The following is a 23,261-nucleotide window of genomic DNA, read 5'->3' on the forward strand; positions in this document are numbered from 1 at the left end:
TTTGTGTACAGAGCGATGATGCTTTCAACCTATCAAATTCTATGTCTTCTCGGCATGCCTCAGTATTCAAACCTCTAATTCATCCATCTGCTACTGCGTAGACATAACCTCAAAAGTCCAAGCGTATAGTGAAAGAAAAAGGGGTGTCTGTATGAAAAAGTGGCTTGTGACAGGGTTGCTAATAATTTTCTCATTAGGTGGAGTGTTATACGGTGTCAAAGCATCTGATCGTGGATTCTTTCTGCCCTCAGAACTCGGTGGTGTAAGCATCTTAATTGATCCTGGGCATGGTGGGGAAGACGGAGGTGCTTCGGCAGGCGAACTCGTTGAAAAAGATATTACGTTAAACATCTCCCATGAAGTAAGTAAACTATTGAAGAAAAAAGGTGCAACCGTAGAAATGACGAGAGAGAAAAGCGGGGATGCAGTAGCGGAACATGCACCATCCGAGACGTTCACTTCGTTGAGAAGCAGAAAGTTCGCAGATTTGAAACTACGTGAAAGCATGGCAGTAGAATCGAAGCCTGACATGTTTATCAGCGTACACGTGAACGCAATTCCAGAAGAACGCTGGAGAGGCGCGCAAGTATTCTATCATCCAGGGGGCCATCCAGAGGGTAAGCAGCTGGCGACGTCCATCCAAAATGAACTGCGCGACCAGTTGAAAAATACAGAGCGGGAAGCTATGAAAATCACAGGGGTCTATTTGTTGAAAAAAGTACCGGTGCCAGCTGTATTGGTAGAAACAGGTTTCCTGTCCAATCCGGAAGAAAGAAAGTTATTATCAAGTAAATCCTATCAGAAAAAAGTGGCGGCAGCGATTGTAGATGGAATCGTAAAATATCAACTCGCTGAAGAGCAATAAAGCATATGACGTTTGAGTGAATAGGGAATATGATATACTAAAAGGGAGTGAATGAATCCAGTAGGGAGTGTCGAATGTGATTAATGAACAACAAGTTCGTGAACTGATTGGCGCATTGGAAGATCCGTTTTTACATAAAACATTGGCAGAAACAAATGGTATTGTGGATGTAACCATCAAACCAGAGAAAGAACATGTCAGTGTTAAAGTCGCGATTGCGAAAGTGAATACCGGAGAGCAATTGACGCTACAATCAAAAGTGGTAGAAGTATTGAAAGAAGCAGGAGCCGATTCGGTAGGTATTAGATTTGAAGAACTGCCTAAAGAAGTATTAGAACAATTTCGTGGTACAGTTACGGAAGCGGAAGCACAAGATATCTTATCGCCAGTATCCAATATTGAGTTTATTTCGATTGCATCTGGAAAAGGCGGCGTAGGGAAATCTACAGTTTCTGTCAACTTAGCAGTGGCTTTAGCCAGACGTGGCAAAAAAGTTGGTTTGATTGATGCAGATATTTATGGATTCAGTGTACCAGATATGATGGGTATTACAGCTATGCCTGAAGTCCGGGAAGATCGTATCATGCCGGTAGAACGTTTTGGCGTAAAAGTGATTTCAATGGGCTTCTTTGTTGAAGATAACGCACCTGTTGTATGGCGTGGACCTATGCTTGGGAAAGTGTTAGATCAATTCTTCCGTGACGTAGACTGGGGCGAGTTGGATTATTTGTTGCTCGACTTACCACCAGGAACAGGGGACGTAGCGCTTGATATTCACCAAATGATTCCAGCATCCAAAGAAATTGTGGTTACTACACCGCATCCAACTGCAGCATTCGTTGCAGCACGTGCGGGGGCGATGGCATTACAGACTGAACATGAGTTGCTCGGTGTTATTGAAAACATGTCTTGGTTTGCATCGGAAGTAACAGGAGAAAAAGAGTATGTCTTTGGTCAAGGCGGTGGTGTTCGTCTATCTGAAGAACTTCGTACAGAATTACTAGGACAAATACCTCTTGGTCAACCTGACTGGAACGAAACGGATTTTGCACCTTCTGTCTATGCAGAAGATCATCCGATCGGGAAAATCTATTTAGACGTTGCCGATACAGTAATCAAAAAAACGGAAAAGTAAAATGTAACAGACGAAGAAAGGATTATTTTCCTTCTTCGTCTGTTTTTTCTCCTTTACCACCATCCTTGGTGGATCCCTCTGCAGCACCTTTTCCTGCTTTCATAATCAATTCTTGCCACTTTGCTTGCATGAGAGGACTATTGATAGTGTCCTGTATAGTCTTTTCCATTTCCTTCTTGAGCGTTGCTGAATTGACGATATTCTCCATTTGTTTCATCATGTCAGGTTGACCGAAAAACTTCTCCATTTCTTTTTGAAAAGAAGCATCTCCCATCAAATCTTTCATGATATCCGCTTGTTGTTTTTTCATGCTTTTTGCGATGGATTCAGTGAATTTAGGATCTTCAAAAGCGGTTTTCCAAAAACGTTCACCTTCTTTAGAAAGCAGTACATTCTCAATGCTCTGCTTGACTTCTGGTTGTTCAAGTACTAATAACTCCCTGAACTCGGGATCAGTCATCAATTTACGGAGTGCCTTTTTTCCGTCTTCCGTCTGGATTGCATCTGTCATCATCTTTTTCATCTCATCATAGCTTGGTGCTGCTTGATGACTTCCGCTGCAACCCGTAAGGAATAGAAGGAATAGAAAAAGAACTGCGAATTTTTTCATTCCACTCAACCTTCCACTTGTATTTTCATTTATTGTTCACAATATATGAAGGAATATGCATGAATCGTTCAATGAAATAGATTTTTTTGTCGATCGTTGATACACTAGGATAGACATGATAAAAAGGGGAACAGTGCTGTGACAATACGAAATTGGGTTAAATTTTTCTTACGCGCAATGGCAATTGGCGGAGCGATTACAGCGGTTGTCGGTCTAATTGTACGTTGGGACTTTTTCTATGGATACTTACAGGCAGGCGAGATATGGCAATTTCTTGGTGCTTTTTTATGGATGATTTTCTTAGGATTTACGATGAGTGTAATTGCGCAGATGGGTTTCTTCGCCTATTTGACCGTTCATCAGTTTGGCGTGAATTTGTTCCGTACACTAACGTTGTGGAACTGGGTTCAAATGTTGATCATAGTAGTCGTGCTGTTTGATTTAGTCTTTTTCCGTTTCCAATTAACGAAAGCAGATATGAGTCGTACAGTTCTGTATATCTTCTTACTGATTACCTTGATTGCAGTATCCGTAGTGACAGCGTACTTCAAAGCACAGTGGACGAAAAAACATGCATTGATTTCTGCATTATTTTTCATGATTGTTATCACGACGCTTGAATGGTTGCCGGCACTTATGGTCACTTCAGGTAACAAAGATGAATGGGTAACTATTCTCTTATTCCCGCTGCTCGCAGTGAATGCGTATCAATTATTAGTATTGCCTAAATACAATAAACAATCCGATATTGATAAAGAAAAGTTGGATAAACGCAGAAATGATAGAAAAAAAACGAAGAAACAAGTAGGCAAATCCCAAAAAAACTGACAGGAGATTTTCTCTTGTCAGTTTTTTTATTGTGGAATTTTTTTTGTTTTTACAGTTGATTGAAATAATAGATCCTCTACGGATTGAAAAGTACGGCTAGCAAGTAGTCGCTGAATATCTGCCATGGCTACGTGTTCATTGCGAGCGTATGGAACAGCGATAATTTCTCCCTTAGTAGCCTTCGGGAGTGTACCACCAGACCACTGAGTAGTAGAGCCTAAGGCATTTATTTCTGCTTCACTTAACTCTTGCAATAATGCCAAAGGGAATTCTTCATCTGTCGTACGGAACCAAAGAGGGCGTGTGCTAAACAACTCTTCAAACGTTTGAAGTTGCTCGCTTAAAAGCTTGGGATTGCTTTCATAATGTTGACCTTCAGTACCAAGTAATGCGACAGGCATAGATCGCTGTTTAATCTGTTCTGTAATATGAGGGAAGCGTGAAGCCCAGTCACTATCAATAAACAATAAAGGATAGGGCTGCGATAATTTTCCAAGAAGTTCTTCCACTTCTTTCTCACCAAATGAAATATTAATGGTCAATGCAGAACCTTGTGTACCTTTCACTATCACTGCAGGTTGTTCAGTCAATCGGAAAACTGCCTTCAAGGTTGAAGAAGGCTTGGTCAATTGAGGAATAAAAGCCAAGAATAGTGCAGTCAATATAAAAAGGAAGAGAAGTTTTTTTATCATGCCATTCTCCTTAATTATGTGAAGTCTAAACTATTATATGAAAAACCCTTGACGTCTATGACTAAGCCCACTATAATTAAAAAAGCTTGGGTGATATAAAAAGTATCTGTTGCAAAGAGTCAGCAAGCATGCTATAATGGTTTTTGTCGTCAAGCGTACGAAACATATTATTATTCCGCAGTAGCTCAGTGGTAGAGCAATCGGCTGTTAACCGATCGGTCGTAAGTTCGAGTCTTACCTGCGGAGTCATTTTTTTATGCTTCCATAGCTCAGCAGGTAGAGTGCTTCCATGGTAAGGAAGAGGTCGCCGGTTCGAGCCCGGCTGGAAGCTCCATGAACACTTTCATGGCCCCTTGGTCAAGCGGTTAAGACACCGCCCTTTCACGGCGGTATCACGGGTTCGAATCCCGTAGGGGTCACCATTTACTTTTTTAAAGCAAAGCTTAGCACGATTTTAACACGGTGGGGTAGCGAAGTGGCTAAACGCGGCGGACTGTAAATCCGCTCCCTCCGGGTTCGGCGGTTCGAATCCGTCCCCCACCACCATGTTTATTTTACCTGTAGAAAGTATAACTAGCTATACATTGGGGTATAGCCAAGCGGTAAGGCAACGGACTTTGACTCCGTCACTCGTTGGTTCGAATCCAGCTACCCCAGCCATTTTACTGACGTACTTACAATTCAATAGTTAATATGTTAAATCCTTATTATTTTAAAATAATGAAGGTTTTTTTTGTTGTACAAACACTCAATCATATAGAATAATTGGAATTATCATGTATAATAATTTGTAACACATATAGGTAGTTTATCTTGTATGATTAATGAAAAATAACTAGATATAGGGATTGTGATATAGCAATGCAAGAATTTTTAAACGGTATGGATGTATTTGTTGAGTCTAGTAGTGAAAAGGAATTACAAAAGGTTCTTAGTGATATTTCTTATACACTAGAACAAGCAGCTATCGTCGCAATCACCGACTCAAAAGGAACGATCCAATATGCAAACGAACACTTCGAAAGACTTTCAAAATACTCAAGAAAAGAATTAATTGGTGCTAATCAACGTATTGTAAACTCAGGTCACCATGACGCAGCGTTCTTTAAAGAGATGTGGTCAACGATTGGGATGGGCAATACTTGGCGTGGCGATATATGTAATCGTGCGAAGGATGGTTCAACGTATTGGGTAGACACCACAATCGTCGCATTTTTAAATGATAAAGGAAAACCTTATCAATATATTTCAATCCGCTATGATATTACCGAGAGAAAGAAAATGGAACTAGAAATACGAAAAAATGCAGATCTTTATGAAATTATTACAGACAATGCATCTGACTATATTGCGATTATTGATCGGCAGGGGAAACTTTACTATGTCTCTCCATCATTTCAGAAGCTTCTTGGACATTCAGTGGATGAACTATATTCCAATTCATTCTTTTCCTATATTTCTAAGAAAAATCGCCAACAGGTACAAAAGAAAATTATGCAATTTGGAGGATATCAACGCCAAGCATTTAATATAGAGTACTCTTTTTTAGATAGTAAAAAAGGGTTGCATGTTATGGAAGCGAAAATTAATGAAGTGAAAGAATCAGTTGAATATGAAGATAAATTATTGGTTGTCATGCGAGATGTCACCGAACGTGTGAAATCAGACGAAAAAATCAAATATCTTGTCTACAATGACCAACTAACTTCCTTAATGAACCGAAATTCGTTTAGAGAACAGATGGCACTGGCATTTGAAAGAGCACGTACCCGCAAGCAAGTATTTGCCCTCGTTCATATAAATATTGATCGTCTGCGCTATGCTAACGATTTACTAGGGCATGAAGCAGGGGATTATTTATTGGCGATGGTTGGAGAACGGCTGAAAAAAAGAACAGGTCCTGAAAGCCTATTAGCCCGTATTGCGGGAGATGAATTTGCATTCATCATATCCGGTTTGAAAGATGAAGAAGAGTTTTATAATCATGCGGAAGATATTCGTACGTTTTTAGAACAACCAATCCAAGTTGGAAAACAAAACTACACATTGTCCATTAGTTGCGGTATTTCTATGTATCCCGAACACGCCAATCAGCCGTCTGATTTGGTCACTAAAGCTACATTGGCATTGGGGAAGGTCAAGTTACATGGTGGCGGGGCTACTGAAATGTACGAGCCGGGTACTTCAAAGATGTCTTTAGAGCGAATTTTGTTGGAAAATGAATTACGTAAAAGTGTGCAACAACAACATTTCTATCTTGAGTACCAGCCGAAAGTATTACTAGATACCGGTGAGTTGACTGGCGTAGAAGCACTTGTGCGTTGGAAACACCCCGATTTGGGTGTTATTCCGCCTAATAAGTTCATTCCACTCGCTGAGGAAACGAAAATCATTGTATCGCTTGGAGAATGGATTTTACGGGAAGTGTGTAAACGCGCACAAATAGAACGGGCAGCTGGTGGAGAATGCCGCTTTGCTGTGAATGTTTCAACAGTTCAAATGAAAGAAGAAGGCTTTGTTGACTCCGTTTTGAATATTATTAAAGAATATCGCGTACCGCCTGAGATGCTAGAGTTGGAACTGACAGAAAGCTCATTTATGGATACGATAGGCATGAAAGAATCCATTCAAAGACTTCGAAGTGAAGGGATTACGATTGCGATTGACGACTTTGGGACAGGTTATAGTACGTTTAGTTATATTAAAGAACTCCCGGCTGATACGTTAAAAATTGATATGGCATTTGTACGGGATATATTGGAGAATGAAAACAGTCAGGCTATTGTCAAAGCGATTGTGACACTTGCTGATACGGCGGGGTTGAACGTAGTGGCGGAAGGAATAGAATTACAGGAGCAGGCCAAAATGCTCTACAACTTAGGATGCCGCGAAGGACAAGGCTATTATTTCGGTCGACCCATGTCACTAGAAGATGCGAAAAGAATATGAAAATACTGTGTTGCTCAAAAATATAAAGATCAGGTGGGAGGATTGGTTATGCGCGAACTAAACATTTCAATAATTGGAGTACCCGTGGATCTTGGTCAGAGCCGCCGTGGAGTGGATATGGGACCCAGTGCGATTCGATATGCAGGAGCGGTAGAGCGTCTGCAGGCATTAGGGCATCACGTAATGGACGAAGGAAATATTTCTGTTTCTCCCATTCGTGATTTATCGTGTAATGAGGTTGGGTTGAAGAACTTAACAGAAGTGACTGAAGCGACTGAAGAGCTTGCTGCGACAGTTTCGGCTATTGTAAAAAACAAGAAGTTTCCACTCGTGCTTGGTGGAGATCATAGTATCGCAATAGGCACACTTGCAGGGTTGGCAGAACACTATAAAAACCTTGGTGTTATTTGGTACGATGCGCATGCAGATATGAATACATGCGAAACATCTCCGTCGGGAAATATCCACGGTATGCCGCTCGCGGTCAGTATGGGGCTGGGCCATGAACAATTGGTGAATGTGCATAGTGAAGGAGCAAAAATCAAGCCTGAAAATGTAGTGATTATCGGAGCGCGCTCAGTAGATCCTGGTGAACGCCAAATGATTAAAGAAAAAGGCGTAAAAGTATTTACTATGCATGAAATCGACCGTTATGGAATGTCAGTGGTCATACAGCAAACACTTGAATATTTTGCATCAAGACAAGTAGATGGTGTTCATTTGTCATTAGACTTGGACGGTTTGGATCCGTTATATACACCGGGAGTAGGAACACCGGTGCCAGGTGGAATCACATACCGTGAAAGTCATTTGGCTATGGAATTACTTGAAGATGCACATGTCATTACATCCGCGGAATTTGTTGAGGTGAACCCTGTACTTGACGAGTACAATAAGACGGCTGACGTAGCAGTCGGCTTGATGGGATCGTTATTTGGTGAAAAACTATTGTAATTTGTTGAAGTGGTTAAAGCCTACGGGTTTTAATCACTTTTTTCAATTTAAGAAATGACTATCACTGATAGCCAGAATAATGATAAAGTAGAGATGAACGTAATAAATGAAAAAAGTGAAACCAAATGATGTTTCTAACGTATATAGAGGGACAGCCGCATAAGAGCGGAGAGTGAAGCCTATTGGACGAGTTAATTAACAAACGAGTAAAAGAAGTTTTACATGGCAATCAGGAAGCTTTTGAGGAAATCGTAATCCACTTTCAGCACCGGCTATATCAAGTGTGCTACCGAATGTTGAACAATGCAGCAGAGGCAGAAGATATTGCGCAAGAAGCCTTTGTGCGTGCTTATGTAAACTTGGAAACCTATGATCAAAAGAGAAAATTTTCTACTTGGCTGTACCGTATTGCGACCAATTTGTGTATAGACCGCATTCGTAAGAAAAAACCTGATCACTACTTGGATGCTACAATTCCAGGGACGGAAGGCTTGGATATGTATTCACAAATTGCAGCGGTGCAACAATTACCGGAAGAAGAAGTAGAAAAGATGGAAATGAAGGATCGTATTCAATATGAAGTAAACAGGCTGCCCGATAAATACCGCACGATTATTATTTTACGATATATGGAAGACCTACAGTTGCAGGAAATTGCTGACATTTTGGAGATGCCACTCGGCACAGTAAAAACACGAGTACATCGAGGACGAGAAGCACTTCGGCAACAAATGGGGAGTATGTAGGAGGTTAGATTTATGGAAAAATGTCCTAAACATGTTGTCCATTATATGCATGCGTTTTTAGATGGTGAAATCACCAATGAGGAAGAACTAGTTATGAACGAACATTTGAAGTCATGTGAAGAGTGCAGAGAAACATTTGAGGAACTAGAGCAGACCGTTACTTTATTTAAGGGTGTGGATGTAGTGGAAGCACCTCCGGGCTTTGTCAATGGTGTAACTGCAAGATTGCCGAGACGGACAATCAAGAAAGGTCCGAGTAAATGGTTTCGTCAGCATCCATTTATGGTGGCGGCTGCAATGTTTTTATTGCTTATGAGTGCATCTTTCTTCTCAAGTTTTGAAAATGAACAGCAGTTTTCATTTACAAAACAGCCTAATTTGGTTGTAGAGGGGGAAACGGTTGTGGTGCCAGCAGGAGAAACGGTTGTTGGTGATCTTGTCGTGAAGAACGGAGACCTTCGGATTGAAGGAGAAGTTGATGGTGATGTCACGGTTATTAGAGGTTCTAAGTATATGGCTTCAACGGCCGTTATTACGGGATCAAGTGAAGAAATTGATGAGATCTTTGATTGGCTGTGGTATAAGATGAAGTCTTTGGCAAAAGAAATTATCCCTGCATCGAAGGAACAAAAGCTTGAAAATGAATGAGAAAATAGCTTTTCAAAGTGATGCGGCTTAAGGGCTTCCGCATCACTTTTTTGATTTTCATTCGGATGTACATGACCTTTTAGTTGGGCATGTTAGTTGGGAATTATGTTATACTAAATCTATAAGAACTTTCTTAAAAGGTAGGGGAAGCACATGCCGGGTTTGGAGCAAGCAACAACGTTAGCACCAATAGAAATACTGAAAAATATTGTGGATGTGCTTCTTGTTTGGTTCGTACTCTATAAATTAATTACCATCATTAAAGGAACAAAGGCTGTTCAATTACTAAAAGGTATATTTGTGATTCTAATCGGTCGCTATATTACAGAATGGTTCGGTTTGAAGACGCTTCAATGGATGATGGAAGAAGTACTTCGATTTGGTTTTTTGGCTGCGATCATTATATTCCAGCCTGAACTTCGCAGAGCATTAGAGCAATTGGGACGGGGCAAACTCTTTGCACGTACTGCTATGCAGGAGGAAGAAGAACGTGACCGCTTGATTGAAGCATTCGTCAAATCCGTTAGCTATATGGCGAAGCGGCGTATTGGTGCGCTAATTACAATTGAGAAGGAAACAGGTCTTAGTGAATATATCGAAACAGGTACCCCTATGAATTCACATATTACTTCCGAACTTCTTATCAATATTTTCATTCCAAACACACCATTGCATGACGGTGCGGTTATTGTGACGAAGAACCGTATTGCTGCCGCAGGTTGTTATTTACCATTGTCGGAAAGTCCGTTTATTTCCAAAGAGCTCGGTACACGACACCGTGCGGCGCTTGGAATCAGTGAGGTGACTGATTCAGTAACCATCATTGTGTCAGAAGAAACGGGTGCCATAAGTCTGGCTGCAGATGGAGAAATCAATCGGAAATTGGATATTGAGGAATTCGAAAAGCTATTACGTATTTCCTGGTTCGGTAACACAACAGGACAAACAGATACTTCTCTATGGAAGTGGGGGAAGAGAAAAAATGGATAAATTTATGGATAGCCCCTGGTTTCTTCGACTAACTGCTCTATTTTTGGCGATTATGCTGTTTTTATCAGTAAAAGCGGAGGATCAATCAAGTCGTAATACAATAGGCGATGTGTTCGATCTCTTGCAAGACGTACCGGTGGAAGTTTATTACGATACGGAAAATTTAGTAGTAACAGGAGTACCTGACATGGTCAATATGACGATTGAAGGACCCGCCCAAATTGTACAGACTACTAAACTGTTAAAAGATTTTACATTGAAATTAGATTTACAAAACTTGACACTCGGTGAACATACCGTACGTATACAAGCGGAAAATTTGTCAGATAAACTGGATGTTCGACTTGATCCATCAACAGTTAATATTAATATTGAGGAGAAGGTAACCCAGTCATTTCGTGTCGATCCTGAGATGAATACTAGATTGTTAGCAGAAGGATATGAAGTGATAAGCATGGGTGTCCACCCCTCTTCGATTAATGTTACAGGTGCGAAAAGTGTTGTGGATGCGATTAGTTTCGTAAAAGTTTCTATTACCAATGACGGTAGCCTAAATAAGTCTTTTGAGCAAAAATCACGCGTTCGCGTATTGGATCGCGACTTGAATAAGCTATCCGTTGAATTGGATCCGGAAGAAGTCACGGTGAAAGTAGATATCCAAGAATATAGTCGTGAAATTCCATTGAAATTGCAACAAAAGGGACAATCTCCAGATGGAATAACTATTGAAAGTGCAGTACCTGATGTTCAATCCATTCGCGTATATGGTCCCAAAAGCATAGTGGACGCAATTAAAGAAATCCCAGTGGAACTGGATATAGATAAAATAAATAAGTCCGGAAAAGTGGAAGTGGATATAAAAAATCCTGAAGGAATTACTAAAGTGACACCTGCTAAATTAAAAATTCAGGTGAAAGTTTCAGGTGATACTTCCGACATATCGAAAAAGACGGATGATAAGAAAGAATCATAAAGCTCGTACCAAACGTGATCTAAGATAAGATCGAAAGGAAGAATACAACATGACACAGTATTTTGGAACAGATGGCGTCAGAGGTATAGCCAACGAGGAACTAACACCTGAATTGGCATTTAAATTAGGCAGGATCGGTGGATATTTATTTACTAAAGATGTGGAAGAGAAAGCCGAAGTGCTAGTAGGAAGAGATACACGAATTTCTGGTTTAATGCTTGAAAATGCTTTAATAGCAGGCTTATTATCTGTTGGTGTGGAAGTTATGAAATTAGGCGTAATTAGTACACCAGGCGTAGCCTATTTAACACGTGTCATGAACGCACAAGCAGGTGTTATGATTTCAGCATCACATAATCCAGTTGAAGATAATGGAATTAAGTTCTTTGGAGAAACCGGCTTTAAATTAACTGACGCACAGGAAGAAGAATTCGAACAACTATTAAATGCAGAAGAAGATACATTGCCTCGTCCTGTTGGTGGAAATGTTGGAACCATAACGGAATACTTTGAAGGCGGTCAAAAGTATATTCAATATCTGAAACAAATTGTCGATGACGATTTCGAGAATATTCATGTGGCACTTGATTGTGCACATGGTGCGACATCAGTCTTGGCAACTCATGTATTTGCAGACTTGGATGCAGACTTGACTACAATGGGTGCTTCCCCAAATGGTTTGAATATTAATGATGGCGTTGGCTCCACACACCCTGAAGCACTTGCAGCACTCGTAGTAGAAAAGAGTGCAGATATCGGTTTAGCATTTGATGGCGATGGAGATCGTCTTATCGCAGTAGATGAAAAAGGAAACATTGTCGATGGCGACCAAATTATGTTTATTGTAGCTCGATATTTACATAGCAAAGGCAGATTAAAATCAGACACTATCGTCTCTACTGTGATGAGCAACCTAGGTTTCTATAAAGCTCTAGAGGAATTTGGCATGAAGAGTGTTCAAACAGCTGTAGGTGATCGGTATGTCGTAGAAGAAATGCGTAAAAATCATTATAATCTTGGTGGTGAGCAATCAGGCCACATTATCTTTATGGATTATAATACAACGGGCGATGGCTTACTGACGGCATTGCAACTTGTGAACATCATGCAGCAAACAGGTAAAAAATTATCTGAATTAGCTAGCGAAATGAAAGTGTATCCACAGAAACTTATTAATATTCGTGTAATGGATAAATATGCGGTCATGGATAATATGCGTATTGTCGGGGTTATTAACGAAGTAGAGAAAGAGATGAACGGACAGGGAAGAGTACTTGTACGTCCTTCAGGGACAGAGCCCCTCGTCCGTGTAATGGTCGAATCTGAAACAGAAGCACAATGTGCAGACTATGCAGATCGGATTTCACAAGTAGTAAAAGAAGAAATGGGTCTAGAGTAAATATGCGTTAGGGCTGGTAATAGGAAATTCTATATTACCAGCTCTTTTTTTTTATAGATGTAGAATACCGGGGAATCAGAAGTATAGAACGAAATGGGAATGCTTCCGCTGAACGGAGAGGAAAACAGTGAGTCAAAAAAAATATCAGAATATGCTTGCACAACGTACAGAGAATATCTTTGAAGAGTGGAAAGCGCGTGGTAGTTTAACGGAAAGGGAGTTGTATTATTTTCTTCATAAATTGAAGGGAACATCCGGGACAATCGGATTGCAACAGTTGTCTCTCTTTTGTGCGTCACAATTAGAGATTCTGACGTCTTCTAACGATCAGAAAATACCCGTATCTTCATTAGAAAATTTAAAGAATCGTATTCGTTCGCATTTTGATGATACTATTGCTGTGAAAAAAGAAGAATTTCAATTGCCTGATCGCTACGTTAACCGTCTTGATCAAGAAACGTTTATTTTAATCATTGATCAAGACTTGGAGTTCGTATCCTATTTAAAAGAGTTGCTCGAGAAGCTTGGAGCTCAAGTAATTATTTCATTGAATGGAAAGCGTGGAATTGAACAATTTTACTCTATGAGACCAAGTATTGTAATCATAGATGCAAAGTTGCCTGATATGACAGGCTTTGAAGTATTGGATCAAATTGCAGAACCTGCGCGGCAAAAAAATACGACTTTAGCTATCTCGAGTGAAGAAGTAACGAAAGACATTCTAATTGAAACGTATCGTAGAGGGGCTATGGATTTGCTATCTAAACCTTTTGATATGGATATCTTTTTCCCTTATTTGTTCAATCGTCAATTGCGTCAGCATGCGGTCAGTAGCAGTATGATTACAGATAGTTTGACAGGTGTTGGAAATCGACGCTACTTCGACGAGACCATCAATACATTGGCCAAAAAAGCCGATCAATCTGAAGTGATTTTCTCTCTTGTCATTATCGATTTGGATCACTTTAAACAAGTAAATGACCTGTATGGACACCCAGCAGGCGATGAAGTTCTACGAAAATTTGGCGAAATCATCAAAGAAGAAAAACGTGAAGGCGATTATGTATGCCGGTATGGCGGAGAAGAGTTTGCTTTATTATTTGATAATAGTAATGCTGAAGATACCGTGCATGCCGTTGAGAGAATTCGAGCCAAATTCAATGATACGATATTCACATCTGATGAAGAGACATTCCAAGTAACTTTCTCGGCGGGCAGTGCGACGTACGAAGGAAATACTGCCAACATGATATCCGCTGCAGATCAAGCTCTTTATGAAGCCAAGCGTTCAGGGCGAAACCAAACAGTGATTTACGATCAGAGAAAACGGGTAGTAAAACGAAAGTTAATCGTTATTATCGTTGATGATGATTCATTCATCAGACAAATCCTTGAGCAAACTTTGCTGGAGTTAAAGTCTTCGTACATTGATATTACAGTAAAGACATATGCTGACGGCCCTTCATTTCTAGAAGAAGACTGGTATAGTCCCGATGCCTATTTCATCGTATTACTTGATGGTGTGATGCCAAAAATGGACGGTCTAGAAGTATTGAGTCAGTTAAAGAGTGACCATTCCAAAACAAACGTCACAGTCTCCATGATGACGGCTAGAAAAAGTGCGAATGATATTAAGGCAGCACTTTGGCTTGGAGCAGATGACTATATAATAAAACCATTTAAACCGTCGGAAGTCCTTGGAAGAATTGATAAATTAGCAAATCGTTTATTTGATAAAAGAGAATAGAAGGAGGTGGCCACTTTGACGCATATAGGAAAAAAGGTCTTAGTTGTAGACGATGAAGATATTTTGCGCATGTTGCTCACGGACACGTTGGAATTTGAAGGGTTTCAAGTAGAAGAAGCAGTGGATGGGGTAGAAGCATTAAGTAAAATCCAAAGCCATCCATATGACGCCATTCTTTTGGATTATATGATGCCACGTATGACAGGTTTAGAATTATTAGAGCATCTACAACCGCTAAAGCTATCAACGCCTATTATTATGCTCACAGCAAAAGCACAGCAAGCAGATCAAGACGCTGCTTTAGCCAAAGGGGCCTCTTACTTCGTACCTAAACCATTTAGCCCGAATGAACTGGCTGAATTAGTTAAATCACTATTTTAATTACAGTATACAAAATAGAAGAACGTCCTTTCCGTAAAGGAAAAGACGTTCTTTTAGTTATTCTCTGGATAAAAAATCAGTCCATCAGATCGTTCTATAGTCTCTATAATAATAGAGGATAAATCGCTGAGAGGATAAGGTTTCGTCAAATATTCACTGATATGAAATTCTTCCATCAATAAAGGTTCTTTTTCCAATGAAGAGGATATAATAATTGGGATCGATTTAGTTTTAGTATGTTCTTTCATTTGGCTAATTAAATCCCAACCATTTTCACCTTCTTCTAATTTTAGATCGACAACGACTGCGGCTGGTTGCATTACTTCTATACATACAAATGCTTCGCCCACTTTGGAATGATGAATTATTGAAAATCCATTGCTTGCTAGTTCTTCTCCCAGTAACAATGAAATATTCACATCATCTTCTACTATAACCACCAAAGGTTTGTCGTAGTCAATTTTTTCATTTGGCAGCTGCTGTTTCAAAGGAAGAGAGAAGAAAATTGTCGTCCCTACATTTTCCTCAGAACTTACCCAAATTCGTCCATGATGATCTTGAATAATCTCCTTACAAATAGATAGACCGAGACCTGTACCGCCAATTTTTCTACTGTAACTATTATCAAATCTATAGAATTTCTCAAATAGATGTTTAATCGTATCGGATGGAATGCCAATCCCTTCATCCGCTATAGAAACGACAACTGTGTCCTGTTGATTTAACAGAGTAATATTCACATTTCCGCCGTCGGGTGAAAACTTAATGGCATTGCCAATTAAATTCATGAATACTTGTAAAATACGATCATAGTCCGCTCTGACCATTGATGAATATGTGAGATCCTGCATCTTTATAGTATGATCTGGTGATTGAATCAGTAAATAGTCTACCGCCATTTCAGCTACTTTAGTGATGGATATATCTTCTATCTTATAGGATTGACGCCCTGATTCCATCCGTTGCAAATCTAAGAAGTCATTGATGAGCGTAGTTAATCGGTTAGCTTCGCTGTGGATAGTTTCAAGATACCGTTTTTTACGTTGATCATCCATATCTTTATTTAGTAAAAGCTCAGAGAATCCGAGAATGCTCGATAAAGGTGTTCGCAATTCATGACTGACAGTCGACACCAATTCCGTTTTCATTTTATTGACTTCGTGTTCGTGAGTTATATCCCGATGTACGAAGATCGTACCGACTTTTTCTTCTTGAATAATAATCGGCACACTGTATACATTCATGACCCGGGACTTTTCAGAAGGTAATGAAAGTATGTATTTATTAGTAATAAATTCCGTGGATTCAGACCTGATAGCGTCATCAAAAAATGCTTTATATTGAACAGGGTCATCAATTTGTTTCAGGAAATACTCCGTCCATTCTTCTCGTGGCCAAGCCCTATGTTCTGTTTCAGGTTCCATTCCAAGTAAATTGAATAAGGCTTTATTATACTTATCATTCTCACTTGTATTTGAAACGAAACGAATGCCTTCATTGATGTTATTCAAGATATTCTGATTCAACTGACGTTCATGAATAATGAGTTCATATTGTTCAATCCGATCCACTGCGATTGCAATTCGTTTAAGCAAACCGTATAAATCTTGTTGGTCATCTTCTGTAAATGGCTTACCGATACGCGAGAGGACAGACACGACGCTTAATTCATTAGCAACATTGTAGATACCTGTAACAAAATCATAGACATATGTAATATTGTCAGCTATTCCTTTTTCATATTCCGCTTCTCTTTTGATAATGAAATAGGGCTCTGTTTCAAGTCGGATTTTTATATATTCTATTCGTTCTTGTTTAATTTCATTGAAAAACTCTTCTGAAATCCCCTTTAACGTATGAATTTCACTTTTAGGAAACCAAAGAAAACTTAAGTCGGATTGATAGACTTGATTTAAATAGCTAGAAGTTTGGTCGCATACTTCTTGCTTATCCAACGAGAACGATAAGATATGACTCAAACCGTTGTATCGTTCTAAACGGACACGGGAAAATCGAGCTTCTGATAAGGCGAATTCCATCTTCGTTTGGCGATTGAATAATTCATCTTGCTGTGTAATCAACTCTTCATTTTGTGAAAGGAGCTCCTGCTCATTCATTTGTATATGTTCCATCATTTTATGAATGGATTGTGAAAGTGCACCGATTTCATTTTCAGTCTGAATAGGTTGGAATAGGACAGTACCTTCTGTTTCATACTGATCTGCCGCGCGCGTGATATCTTCTACTGGCTTGACTACTCGGTTGACGACGCTCCAAAACATATAGATTGGAATACATAAGAAGATGATGCCGAATAATGTGATGATCAAAAAGAATGTTTTTGTTTTTTGCATCGTATTATTATATGCAATTTCCATCTTATTTTTTAATGAATCTTCGTATTCGTTAGCATATTGAATGAATCTATTAACGGCTAAGTTCGTACCACTCTTTGCTAAGTCTTGTAAACCAGCATAATCGTCCTTTTTGACATATTGAATAGCTTTTGGAAGAGTAACATTTTCATATTCCATCAAGAAATTATCGATTTCGTCAATGATTCGCTGTTCTTCTGCTGTTAATTGAAAAGATTTAAACTCACTAGAATAAGAATGAATGTCTTCAATTGATTGATAGGCAAAATTTAGTTCTTCCTCAATTTGAAAAGCATAGTAACCACGAACCCGAAAGAATAGATCTTGGATTGAATCGGATATGTTTTCAATTAATACCGACTTTTCTATTGAGGCTTGCTGTTTATTTTCTAGTTCATCCCATGAGCTACTAGCATAGAAATACATGCTAGCCATCCCGATAATCGCAATCACTATGGAAGCGATAAATACTTTTATGTATTGTTGACGAATACCTTTTTTATGCGCCATCCGATTGCCCCTCCCGACTTCCTTGTGTATTCCTATTCTATCATTTACACCTATTAATTACAGATAGAATTTTCAGTTGAAAAATAATGTTTTGACACGTGGTAGGGTGAATTGAGTGCGTGAAAATAGTAGTCAAAATAAAGTGTGTTTCAAGTAAAGATTATGGTCATTAGTGGAATTGAGAAAGACAAGCCCATAATTTGATAGGCTTGTCTTCTAGCAAGTAATTAAATATTTACTCGAAAATATATTTTAATGCTAAAACTGCTTGATCTACCGATTCCACCGTAACATGTGCTTTACGGGATAGTTCTTTTAGTGGGTGGTGATGGTTTTCCTGACGAATCAGAATGAGTGGCTTGCCGAAAGCGACTGCTGCGCTGGCATCCATTGCAGTATTCCATTGTTTGTACTGTTCACCAAATAACGCAATGACAATATCTGATTTTTTCATTAAGATTTCCGTTCGTAAGTTGTTAAGGCTTGAAGCTGCAGCATCTTTAAAAATTTTATCCGGTTGTTGTCCTAGAATCTCTTCTCCAATGTTGTCCGAGCGATCATGGTCTTCCATGGGTCCGACAAAGTCTACAGGTAATTGTAGATCTTTTGCTTGTTGTTTGACTTCTTCTCGCCAAGATGTATGAATTTCTCCAGCCAGGTATACTGTTAATCGCATGAATACACCTCCTAGTTTGATAGTCTTTATTGTACCATGCATCCTGTCTTCGTTCATCCGATGTACTAGAAGAGAAAGAGTTCATGAATATGGTACACTGAATAAAAAGAGGAGAGATGAATATATGAATGGACAAAATCGGTCAGATGTAAAACCTGGGTTACGGGTAGCGGTTATTTTAAAGAAAGATCAGCGAAGTGGCGTGAAAACAGAAGGTGTTGTCAAAGATTTATTGACTAATTCTAGCTTCCATCCACATGGGATTAAAGTGCGACTTGAAGACGGACAAGTTGGACGTGTGGCAGAAATATTAACGTAATACAAAAAGAGAGGGGGGAACCCCTCTCTTTTTGTATAAATGATTACTCTCCATCCCGATACGTAACAGCTGTACCGGTTGCGATACACATCATCATGCCTTCACGTACCATTTCGAAATCTAAGTCGACTCCAATGACAGCGTTCGCCCCCATAGCACTTGCTTTATGAGACATTTCATCAATTGCTGTTTGTCGTGCTTCGGTTAATTTGCTTTCATAAGCAGCACTGCGTCCACCTACAATATCGGTGACAGATGCAAAAATATCCCGAACGATATTTGCCCCCATGATTGTTTCCCCTGATACAATTCCGTGATACATTTCAATTGTGCGGCCTTGCAACATGTTAGTTGTCGTGTGTAACATTCGATCTCCCCCTTTTTTTATATACGTTACAATAGATAGAATGGTTTCAATATATGCGTAGAATATGCAAAGTAAGTTACTTTAAGTTGCTGTGTCAAATGGTGTAATTTCCCGGGGAATACTGCCTGAAAAAATAGTTCTATTCTACGAATCACCAAATAAAGGTTCAAAGTGTACTATCCATAAGGTAGTATAGGTATATTGATAGTAAGGAAGGAGATGATTATATGACGGAGCAAATGTACCAACTTGTTTCTATTGTCGTCTATATGATAGCCATGCTGCTAATCGGTTGGTATGCATTCAAACGCACATCGAATCTAACGGATTATATGTTAGGTGGACGGTCGCTCGGACCAGCAGTTACCGCATTAAGTGCCGGAGCTTCCGATATGTCGGGTTGGCTATTGATGGGATTGCCGGGTGCTATTTACTTGAGTGGACTGGGCGAAGCGTGGATTGCGATAGGTTTGACATTAGGTGCCTATCTAAACTGGTTATATGTTGCACCACGTTTACGTGCATATACGCAAGTTTCAAATAACTCCATCACGATTCCGAGTTTCTTGGATAACAGGTTAAAAGATACATCCCGCTTATTGAGAGTGGCTTCAGGCATTATTATTTTAGTGTTCTTCACATTCTACGTATCTTCAGGTATGGTAGCGGGCGGTAAATTCTTCCAGAGCTCATTTGGGCTAGAGTATCATACGGGTCTGATTATTGTATCGGTGGTAGTTCTGGCATATACATTGTTCGGTGGATTCTTAGCAGTTAGTTATACCGATTTTGTACAAGGTTTGATTATGTTTCTGGCACTGATTTTAGTTCCGGCGTTCGGAATTTTTATTACAGGTGGCTTCTCTGAAACGGCAGCGAGTATACGTGAAGTAGATTCCGCACTGTTTAACCTGGTGTCAGGTGTCAGTGTTGTCACAATAATCTCTTCGCTCGCATGGGGTCTAGGTTATTTTGGGCAGCCGCATATCATCGTCCGTTTCATGGCGATCAAGTCGGTGAAAGAGACGAAGAGTGCAAGACGGATTGGTATTGGTTGGATGATACTGAGTTTGTTTGGTGCGATTGCTACTGCATTAATTGGTATCGCGTATTTTCAACAAAACAACGTGGACTTGGCGGATCCAGAAACGGTCTTTATCGTTCTCGGACAGATTATTTTCCATCCGCTGATTGCAGGTATTATGCTAGCAGCGGTATTGGCAGCTATTATGAGTACGATATCGTCGCAATTGATTGTGACATCGTCTGCTTTGATTGAAGACTTATATAAAGCGGTTTTCAAAACAAACGCTACAGATAGTCACTATGTATTTTTAGGGCGTTTGGCTGTTCTGGTCGTGACGATCATCGCAATGATACTCGCTTGGCCGAATAAAGAATCCGTATTGAAATTGGTTTCATTCGCTTGGGCAGGTTTCGGCGGAGCATTTGGTCCTATTATTCTCTTATCATTATACTGGAGAAAGCTAACGGCTAAAGGGGCATTGTTCGGTATGATTATTGGTGCTGTAACGGTAGGTGTTTGGGGAAGTATCGATGTCTTGCACGATGCATTGTATGAGATTGTTCCTGGATTTGCGCTTTGCCTTATTGTTGCGGTATTAGTAAGTAAGGCAACGTATAAACGCGATACTGTTATTGAAAGAGAATACGATGACACATTGGAATTACTCAAAGAAGAAATGTGAAAAAAAGAGCTATCATTGCGCAATACGCAATGGATAGCTCTTTTTTCTCTGTCAATATAATTTATAACGCGTCCGTCACTTCGTCGCCATCAGGCAAATACTCGTATAGCCCAATTTCTTTAAGTCCTTTTTTAATCTTCGTCGTATAGCCAAGTTTTTCATTCGATAAGAAAGTGGCCTTAGAAATAATGAGTTGCTTTAACGTAGGCAAGTAGCTTGAATCGATTTGTTGCCAAAGTTGATAGGAGTCGATTAGGTCTTCTAGCGTCAAATGTTTATAATCATCACCTTCAAAATTAGATTCCGGTGAAACCTTATACCATATATCTCCATTATCGCGAATCCATTTATCTTTTTGATAGACAATGGCTCTCTGGATATTGCGTGCGGTTTGAAGATATCGCGAATCTCCAAACTCTTGGTAAGACATGAGCAAAATATTCATACCACCAAGTGCATGATTCATGGATGTATGGGTAGTGACTTTCTGTTTTATTGGGAAGTAATCTGCAATATAGTATGCATCACTGGCTACTCGATTAATATTGCCTTTTCGTTGCTGGGAAACGAGAAGGTCCGCATAATCTCGCAGTGGTTCATTCGCAGAAGGAATTCCGAACTCATCACCGATATTATAATAGAATAAAGCGATTTGTTCATTGAAACGCGTATCAATAAATGGTGCGTGAATATCATATAAGTTTTTTAGATACGTACTTGTTACTTCTGTTTCCCAGTAGTCTTTATCCTGTTTGAAGATTTTCAAATTGACGAAGGAATTATAGACCAGATTCTCATAGTAACGTCCTTTATTTTCATGATAAAGCGTCAATGCGCGATCTTCTTTTAGCATCAATAAATTACGACCGTAGTTTTGACCTGTAACGGGCATTGGTTCTGTCGAGTCAGCCAATTTATTATACGAACCTTCAGCTGTGTACCACTTATTGCGCTTCTTGTGATTCTGACTTGTTTCTCTCATCCACTTGAATAGGTCGTCTTTTGAATTAAACAATTGCTCATCGGAATCTACATACCAGTGGTCCACTATTTCTCCTGTATTAGCTTGTAGTTTATAGGAAGATAATAGCGTTTTTCCGGCTAACGTATAGGAGAAATTCTCTTGTTCTCCAATGAGTTCACGAGAGACACTTTGTTCAGCATTATCGTAGCGAAGGGATAATTGTTTGGATTGGTAGGCCTGTCCAATCATCCGTTCTTCTACAGTGCCGTCCGTCTTGATGAAGCGCAGTAAGCCTGTCGGATAAGTGGTCATATCCGCATCCGCCAAATCTATATTCTCACGCATGAGTGGATAACGATCATAGCGGTATAGATCAAACTGTGCGATATCTTGTTCTTTTTGAAGTACTTCTACCGTTATAGACCTGTCAGTAGGGTTAGTTAGTTCTGAAAATACAAATACATCTTTGTTAGGCAATTCTCGAACAGTCAATTTGATTTCAGCGCCTTCTTTTCCGACAGCATATGTATAAGCACTATCGCGTGAAAATCCATAATTGGTTTGTGTAAAGTCTTTATATTCAAATGCTTCCTCAGAGCGCAAATAAAGGGGATGAGTACTAAACGGTACACTTCCTAAATTAGTCTCAGGCACACTTTTACTATAGTGAATGGACTCTTCCGGATTGGAGAGTGTAAATTGTTTCGGTTGTTTAATACGATTGGTTTCCACTAGTATCCTGTGTAATGCTTTTGAAAAGTATGCCCTTGATACGATCGAGTCGCCGTAATGAAGAAACTCCTCCACTTGAGGAAACGTATAGACAGGAATGTTTTTTAATGTAGCTCTATCCGAACTGGAAGGCCAGCTAGTCGATAACACTTTACCGAGGTCCTCTTCCATGTCAAAAGCCGTAATCAATGCGTCCCATAGCTCTGTCTTCGTCAATGGTTCATCAAAGCCGAAAACTCCCTGTTTGCTTGGTTGGATCCATCCATTCTCGACAGCGGTCAAGGCAAAACGTCCTTTATCTGATCCCCATACAATATCTGAAAAACCGTAAGACTTATCAATGAATTTCGATCCGAAGATTTTAGATAAAGAAACAGCAGCTTGCCCCTTTGTTAGTGGAGTTTCGGGATGGAACTGCATATCGAAATTGCCCGTGATGATTTTCATTTCATCCAGCTGCATGATTTCATTTTTTGCCCAGTGATCATTGGGGACGTCTATATATTTTACATCTGTCGTTTGTGCGCTGACAGACTGAATGGAACAAATGAAAAGTAGTGCTAGTAAAACTATTGCGGTATTCCATTTTCTCACTTTCATGACCTCCAACTAAATGTCGCTTCAATACTCTAGTATACCCCAAAATAAATCATAACAACAACGGAGGAAGCAAAAGGGGACATATGTTACAA

20 protein-coding genes and 5 tRNA genes are annotated in these 23,261 nt (G+C 39.6%); 19 read left to right on the forward strand and 6 right to left on the reverse strand.

Annotation, left to right across the window (positions count from 1 at the left end; translation table 11 throughout):
- Positions 1-151: 151 nt before the first annotated feature.
- A complete protein-coding gene (locus tag CSV73_RS04450) occupies positions 152-865 on the forward strand; it encodes an N-acetylmuramoyl-L-alanine amidase (RefSeq protein WP_099626734.1) in 714 nt (237 codons plus the stop codon).
- 76 nt (positions 866-941) lie between these two features.
- On the forward strand, positions 942-2,000 hold the full coding sequence (locus CSV73_RS04455) for an Mrp/NBP35 family ATP-binding protein (RefSeq protein ID WP_085131980.1): 1,059 nt from the start codon (positions 942-944) through the stop codon (positions 1,998-2,000).
- Between the two features lie 22 nt (positions 2,001-2,022).
- Here the strand turns inward: CSV73_RS04455 and gerD are convergent, their stop codons facing one another.
- Positions 2,023-2,610, reverse strand: coding sequence for a spore germination lipoprotein GerD (gerD, locus tag CSV73_RS04460; protein WP_085131979.1), 588 nt, complete (start codon positions 2,608-2,610; stop codon positions 2,023-2,025).
- 138 nt (positions 2,611-2,748) lie between these two features.
- Here gerD and CSV73_RS04465 point away from each other — a divergent pair, with 138 nt between their 5' ends.
- A complete protein-coding gene (locus tag CSV73_RS04465; RefSeq protein WP_099626735.1) occupies positions 2,749-3,438 on the forward strand; it encodes a KinB-signaling pathway activation protein in 690 nt (229 codons plus the stop codon).
- Positions 3,439-3,464: 26 nt separating this feature from the next.
- Here CSV73_RS04465 and CSV73_RS04470 read toward each other — a convergent pair whose 3' ends face one another.
- Positions 3,465-4,130: a polysaccharide deacetylase family protein gene (locus CSV73_RS04470; protein WP_099626736.1), complete on the reverse strand. Its 666-nt coding sequence runs from the start codon at positions 4,128-4,130 to the stop codon at positions 3,465-3,467.
- 174 nt (positions 4,131-4,304) lie between these two features.
- Between CSV73_RS04470 and CSV73_RS04475 the strand changes: the two genes are divergently transcribed.
- The 14 genes from CSV73_RS04475 to CSV73_RS04540 all read left to right on the forward strand — a co-directional run bounded on the left by CSV73_RS04475 (position 4,305) and on the right by CSV73_RS04540 (position 14,917).
- Positions 4,305-4,376, forward strand: a tRNA-Asn gene (locus CSV73_RS04475).
- A gap of 12 nt (positions 4,377-4,388) precedes the next feature.
- Positions 4,389-4,464, forward strand: a tRNA-Thr gene (locus CSV73_RS04480).
- Between the two features lie 13 nt (positions 4,465-4,477).
- Positions 4,478-4,552 (forward strand) — tRNA-Glu (locus CSV73_RS04485).
- A 39-nt stretch (positions 4,553-4,591) separates the two neighbouring features.
- A tRNA-Tyr gene (locus CSV73_RS04490) sits at positions 4,592-4,676 on the forward strand.
- Between the two features lie 39 nt (positions 4,677-4,715).
- Positions 4,716-4,790: transfer RNA gene (locus CSV73_RS04495), tRNA-Gln, on the forward strand.
- A gap of 201 nt (positions 4,791-4,991) precedes the next feature.
- The gene (locus CSV73_RS04500) at positions 4,992-7,079 is read left to right on the forward strand and encodes a sensor domain-containing protein (protein ID WP_085131976.1); all 2,088 of its coding nucleotides are present in this window, start codon (positions 4,992-4,994) and stop codon (positions 7,077-7,079) included.
- 48 nt (positions 7,080-7,127) lie between these two features.
- Positions 7,128-8,033 carry an arginase gene (gene rocF / locus CSV73_RS04505; protein ID WP_099626737.1) on the forward strand — a complete coding sequence of 302 codons (906 nt, stop codon included), beginning with the start codon at positions 7,128-7,130 and terminating at the stop codon, positions 8,031-8,033.
- Between the two features lie 182 nt (positions 8,034-8,215).
- The gene (gene sigW, locus CSV73_RS04510) at positions 8,216-8,779 is read left to right on the forward strand and encodes an RNA polymerase sigma factor SigW (protein WP_085131974.1); all 564 of its coding nucleotides are present in this window, start codon (positions 8,216-8,218) and stop codon (positions 8,777-8,779) included.
- Positions 8,780-8,791: 12 nt separating this feature from the next.
- Positions 8,792-9,427, forward strand: coding sequence for an anti-sigma factor family protein (locus tag CSV73_RS04515; protein WP_085131973.1), 636 nt, complete (start codon positions 8,792-8,794; stop codon positions 9,425-9,427).
- 153 nt (positions 9,428-9,580) lie between these two features.
- Complete coding sequence (gene cdaA, locus CSV73_RS04520; RefSeq protein ID WP_085131972.1) at positions 9,581-10,417, forward strand: diadenylate cyclase CdaA; 837 nt, start codon at positions 9,581-9,583, stop codon at positions 10,415-10,417.
- The gene (locus tag CSV73_RS04525; RefSeq protein ID WP_099626738.1) at positions 10,410-11,390 is read left to right on the forward strand and encodes a CdaR family protein; all 981 of its coding nucleotides are present in this window, start codon (positions 10,410-10,412) and stop codon (positions 11,388-11,390) included. The genes cdaA and CSV73_RS04525 overlap by 8 nt, the downstream gene beginning before the upstream one ends.
- 49 nt (positions 11,391-11,439) lie before the next feature.
- Complete coding sequence (gene glmM, locus CSV73_RS04530; RefSeq protein WP_085131970.1) at positions 11,440-12,789, forward strand: phosphoglucosamine mutase; 1,350 nt, start codon at positions 11,440-11,442, stop codon at positions 12,787-12,789.
- A gap of 127 nt (positions 12,790-12,916) precedes the next feature.
- Positions 12,917-14,536: a diguanylate cyclase gene (locus tag CSV73_RS04535; protein WP_085131969.1), complete on the forward strand. Its 1,620-nt coding sequence runs from the start codon at positions 12,917-12,919 to the stop codon at positions 14,534-14,536.
- Positions 14,537-14,551: 15 nt separating this feature from the next.
- A complete protein-coding gene (locus CSV73_RS04540; protein ID WP_085131968.1) occupies positions 14,552-14,917 on the forward strand; it encodes a response regulator transcription factor in 366 nt (121 codons plus the stop codon).
- Between the two features lie 53 nt (positions 14,918-14,970).
- Here the strand turns inward: CSV73_RS04540 and CSV73_RS04545 are convergent, their stop codons facing one another.
- Positions 14,971-17,802 carry an ATP-binding protein gene (locus CSV73_RS04545; RefSeq protein WP_099626739.1) on the reverse strand — a complete coding sequence of 944 codons (2,832 nt, stop codon included), beginning with the start codon at positions 17,800-17,802 and terminating at the stop codon, positions 14,971-14,973.
- A gap of 235 nt (positions 17,803-18,037) precedes the next feature.
- Positions 18,038-18,478: a YtoQ family protein gene (locus tag CSV73_RS04550; RefSeq protein WP_085131965.1), complete on the reverse strand. Its 441-nt coding sequence runs from the start codon at positions 18,476-18,478 to the stop codon at positions 18,038-18,040.
- 124 nt (positions 18,479-18,602) lie between these two features.
- On the opposite strand from CSV73_RS04550, the gene CSV73_RS04555 reads away from it, so the two are divergent.
- Positions 18,603-18,797: a YwbE family protein gene (locus tag CSV73_RS04555; RefSeq protein WP_085131964.1), complete on the forward strand. Its 195-nt coding sequence runs from the start codon at positions 18,603-18,605 to the stop codon at positions 18,795-18,797.
- 43 nt (positions 18,798-18,840) lie between these two features.
- Here CSV73_RS04555 and CSV73_RS04560 read toward each other — a convergent pair whose 3' ends face one another.
- On the reverse strand, positions 18,841-19,164 hold the full coding sequence (locus CSV73_RS04560; protein ID WP_085131963.1) for a YbjQ family protein: 324 nt from the start codon (positions 19,162-19,164) through the stop codon (positions 18,841-18,843).
- A gap of 227 nt (positions 19,165-19,391) precedes the next feature.
- Here CSV73_RS04560 and putP point away from each other — a divergent pair, with 227 nt between their 5' ends.
- The gene (putP, locus tag CSV73_RS04565; RefSeq protein ID WP_099626740.1) at positions 19,392-20,873 is read left to right on the forward strand and encodes a sodium/proline symporter PutP; all 1,482 of its coding nucleotides are present in this window, start codon (positions 19,392-19,394) and stop codon (positions 20,871-20,873) included.
- Positions 20,874-20,934: 61 nt separating this feature from the next.
- On the opposite strand, the gene CSV73_RS04570 is transcribed toward putP, so the two are convergent.
- Positions 20,935-23,163: an S-layer homology domain-containing protein gene (locus CSV73_RS04570; protein ID WP_158232278.1), complete on the reverse strand. Its 2,229-nt coding sequence runs from the start codon at positions 23,161-23,163 to the stop codon at positions 20,935-20,937.
- Between the last annotated feature and the right edge of the window lie 98 nt (positions 23,164-23,261).

The sequence above is a fragment of the Sporosarcina sp. P1 genome (assembly GCF_002743155.1).
GTDB classification, from domain to species: domain Bacteria; phylum Bacillota; class Bacilli; order Bacillales_A; family Planococcaceae; genus Sporosarcina; species Sporosarcina ureae_B.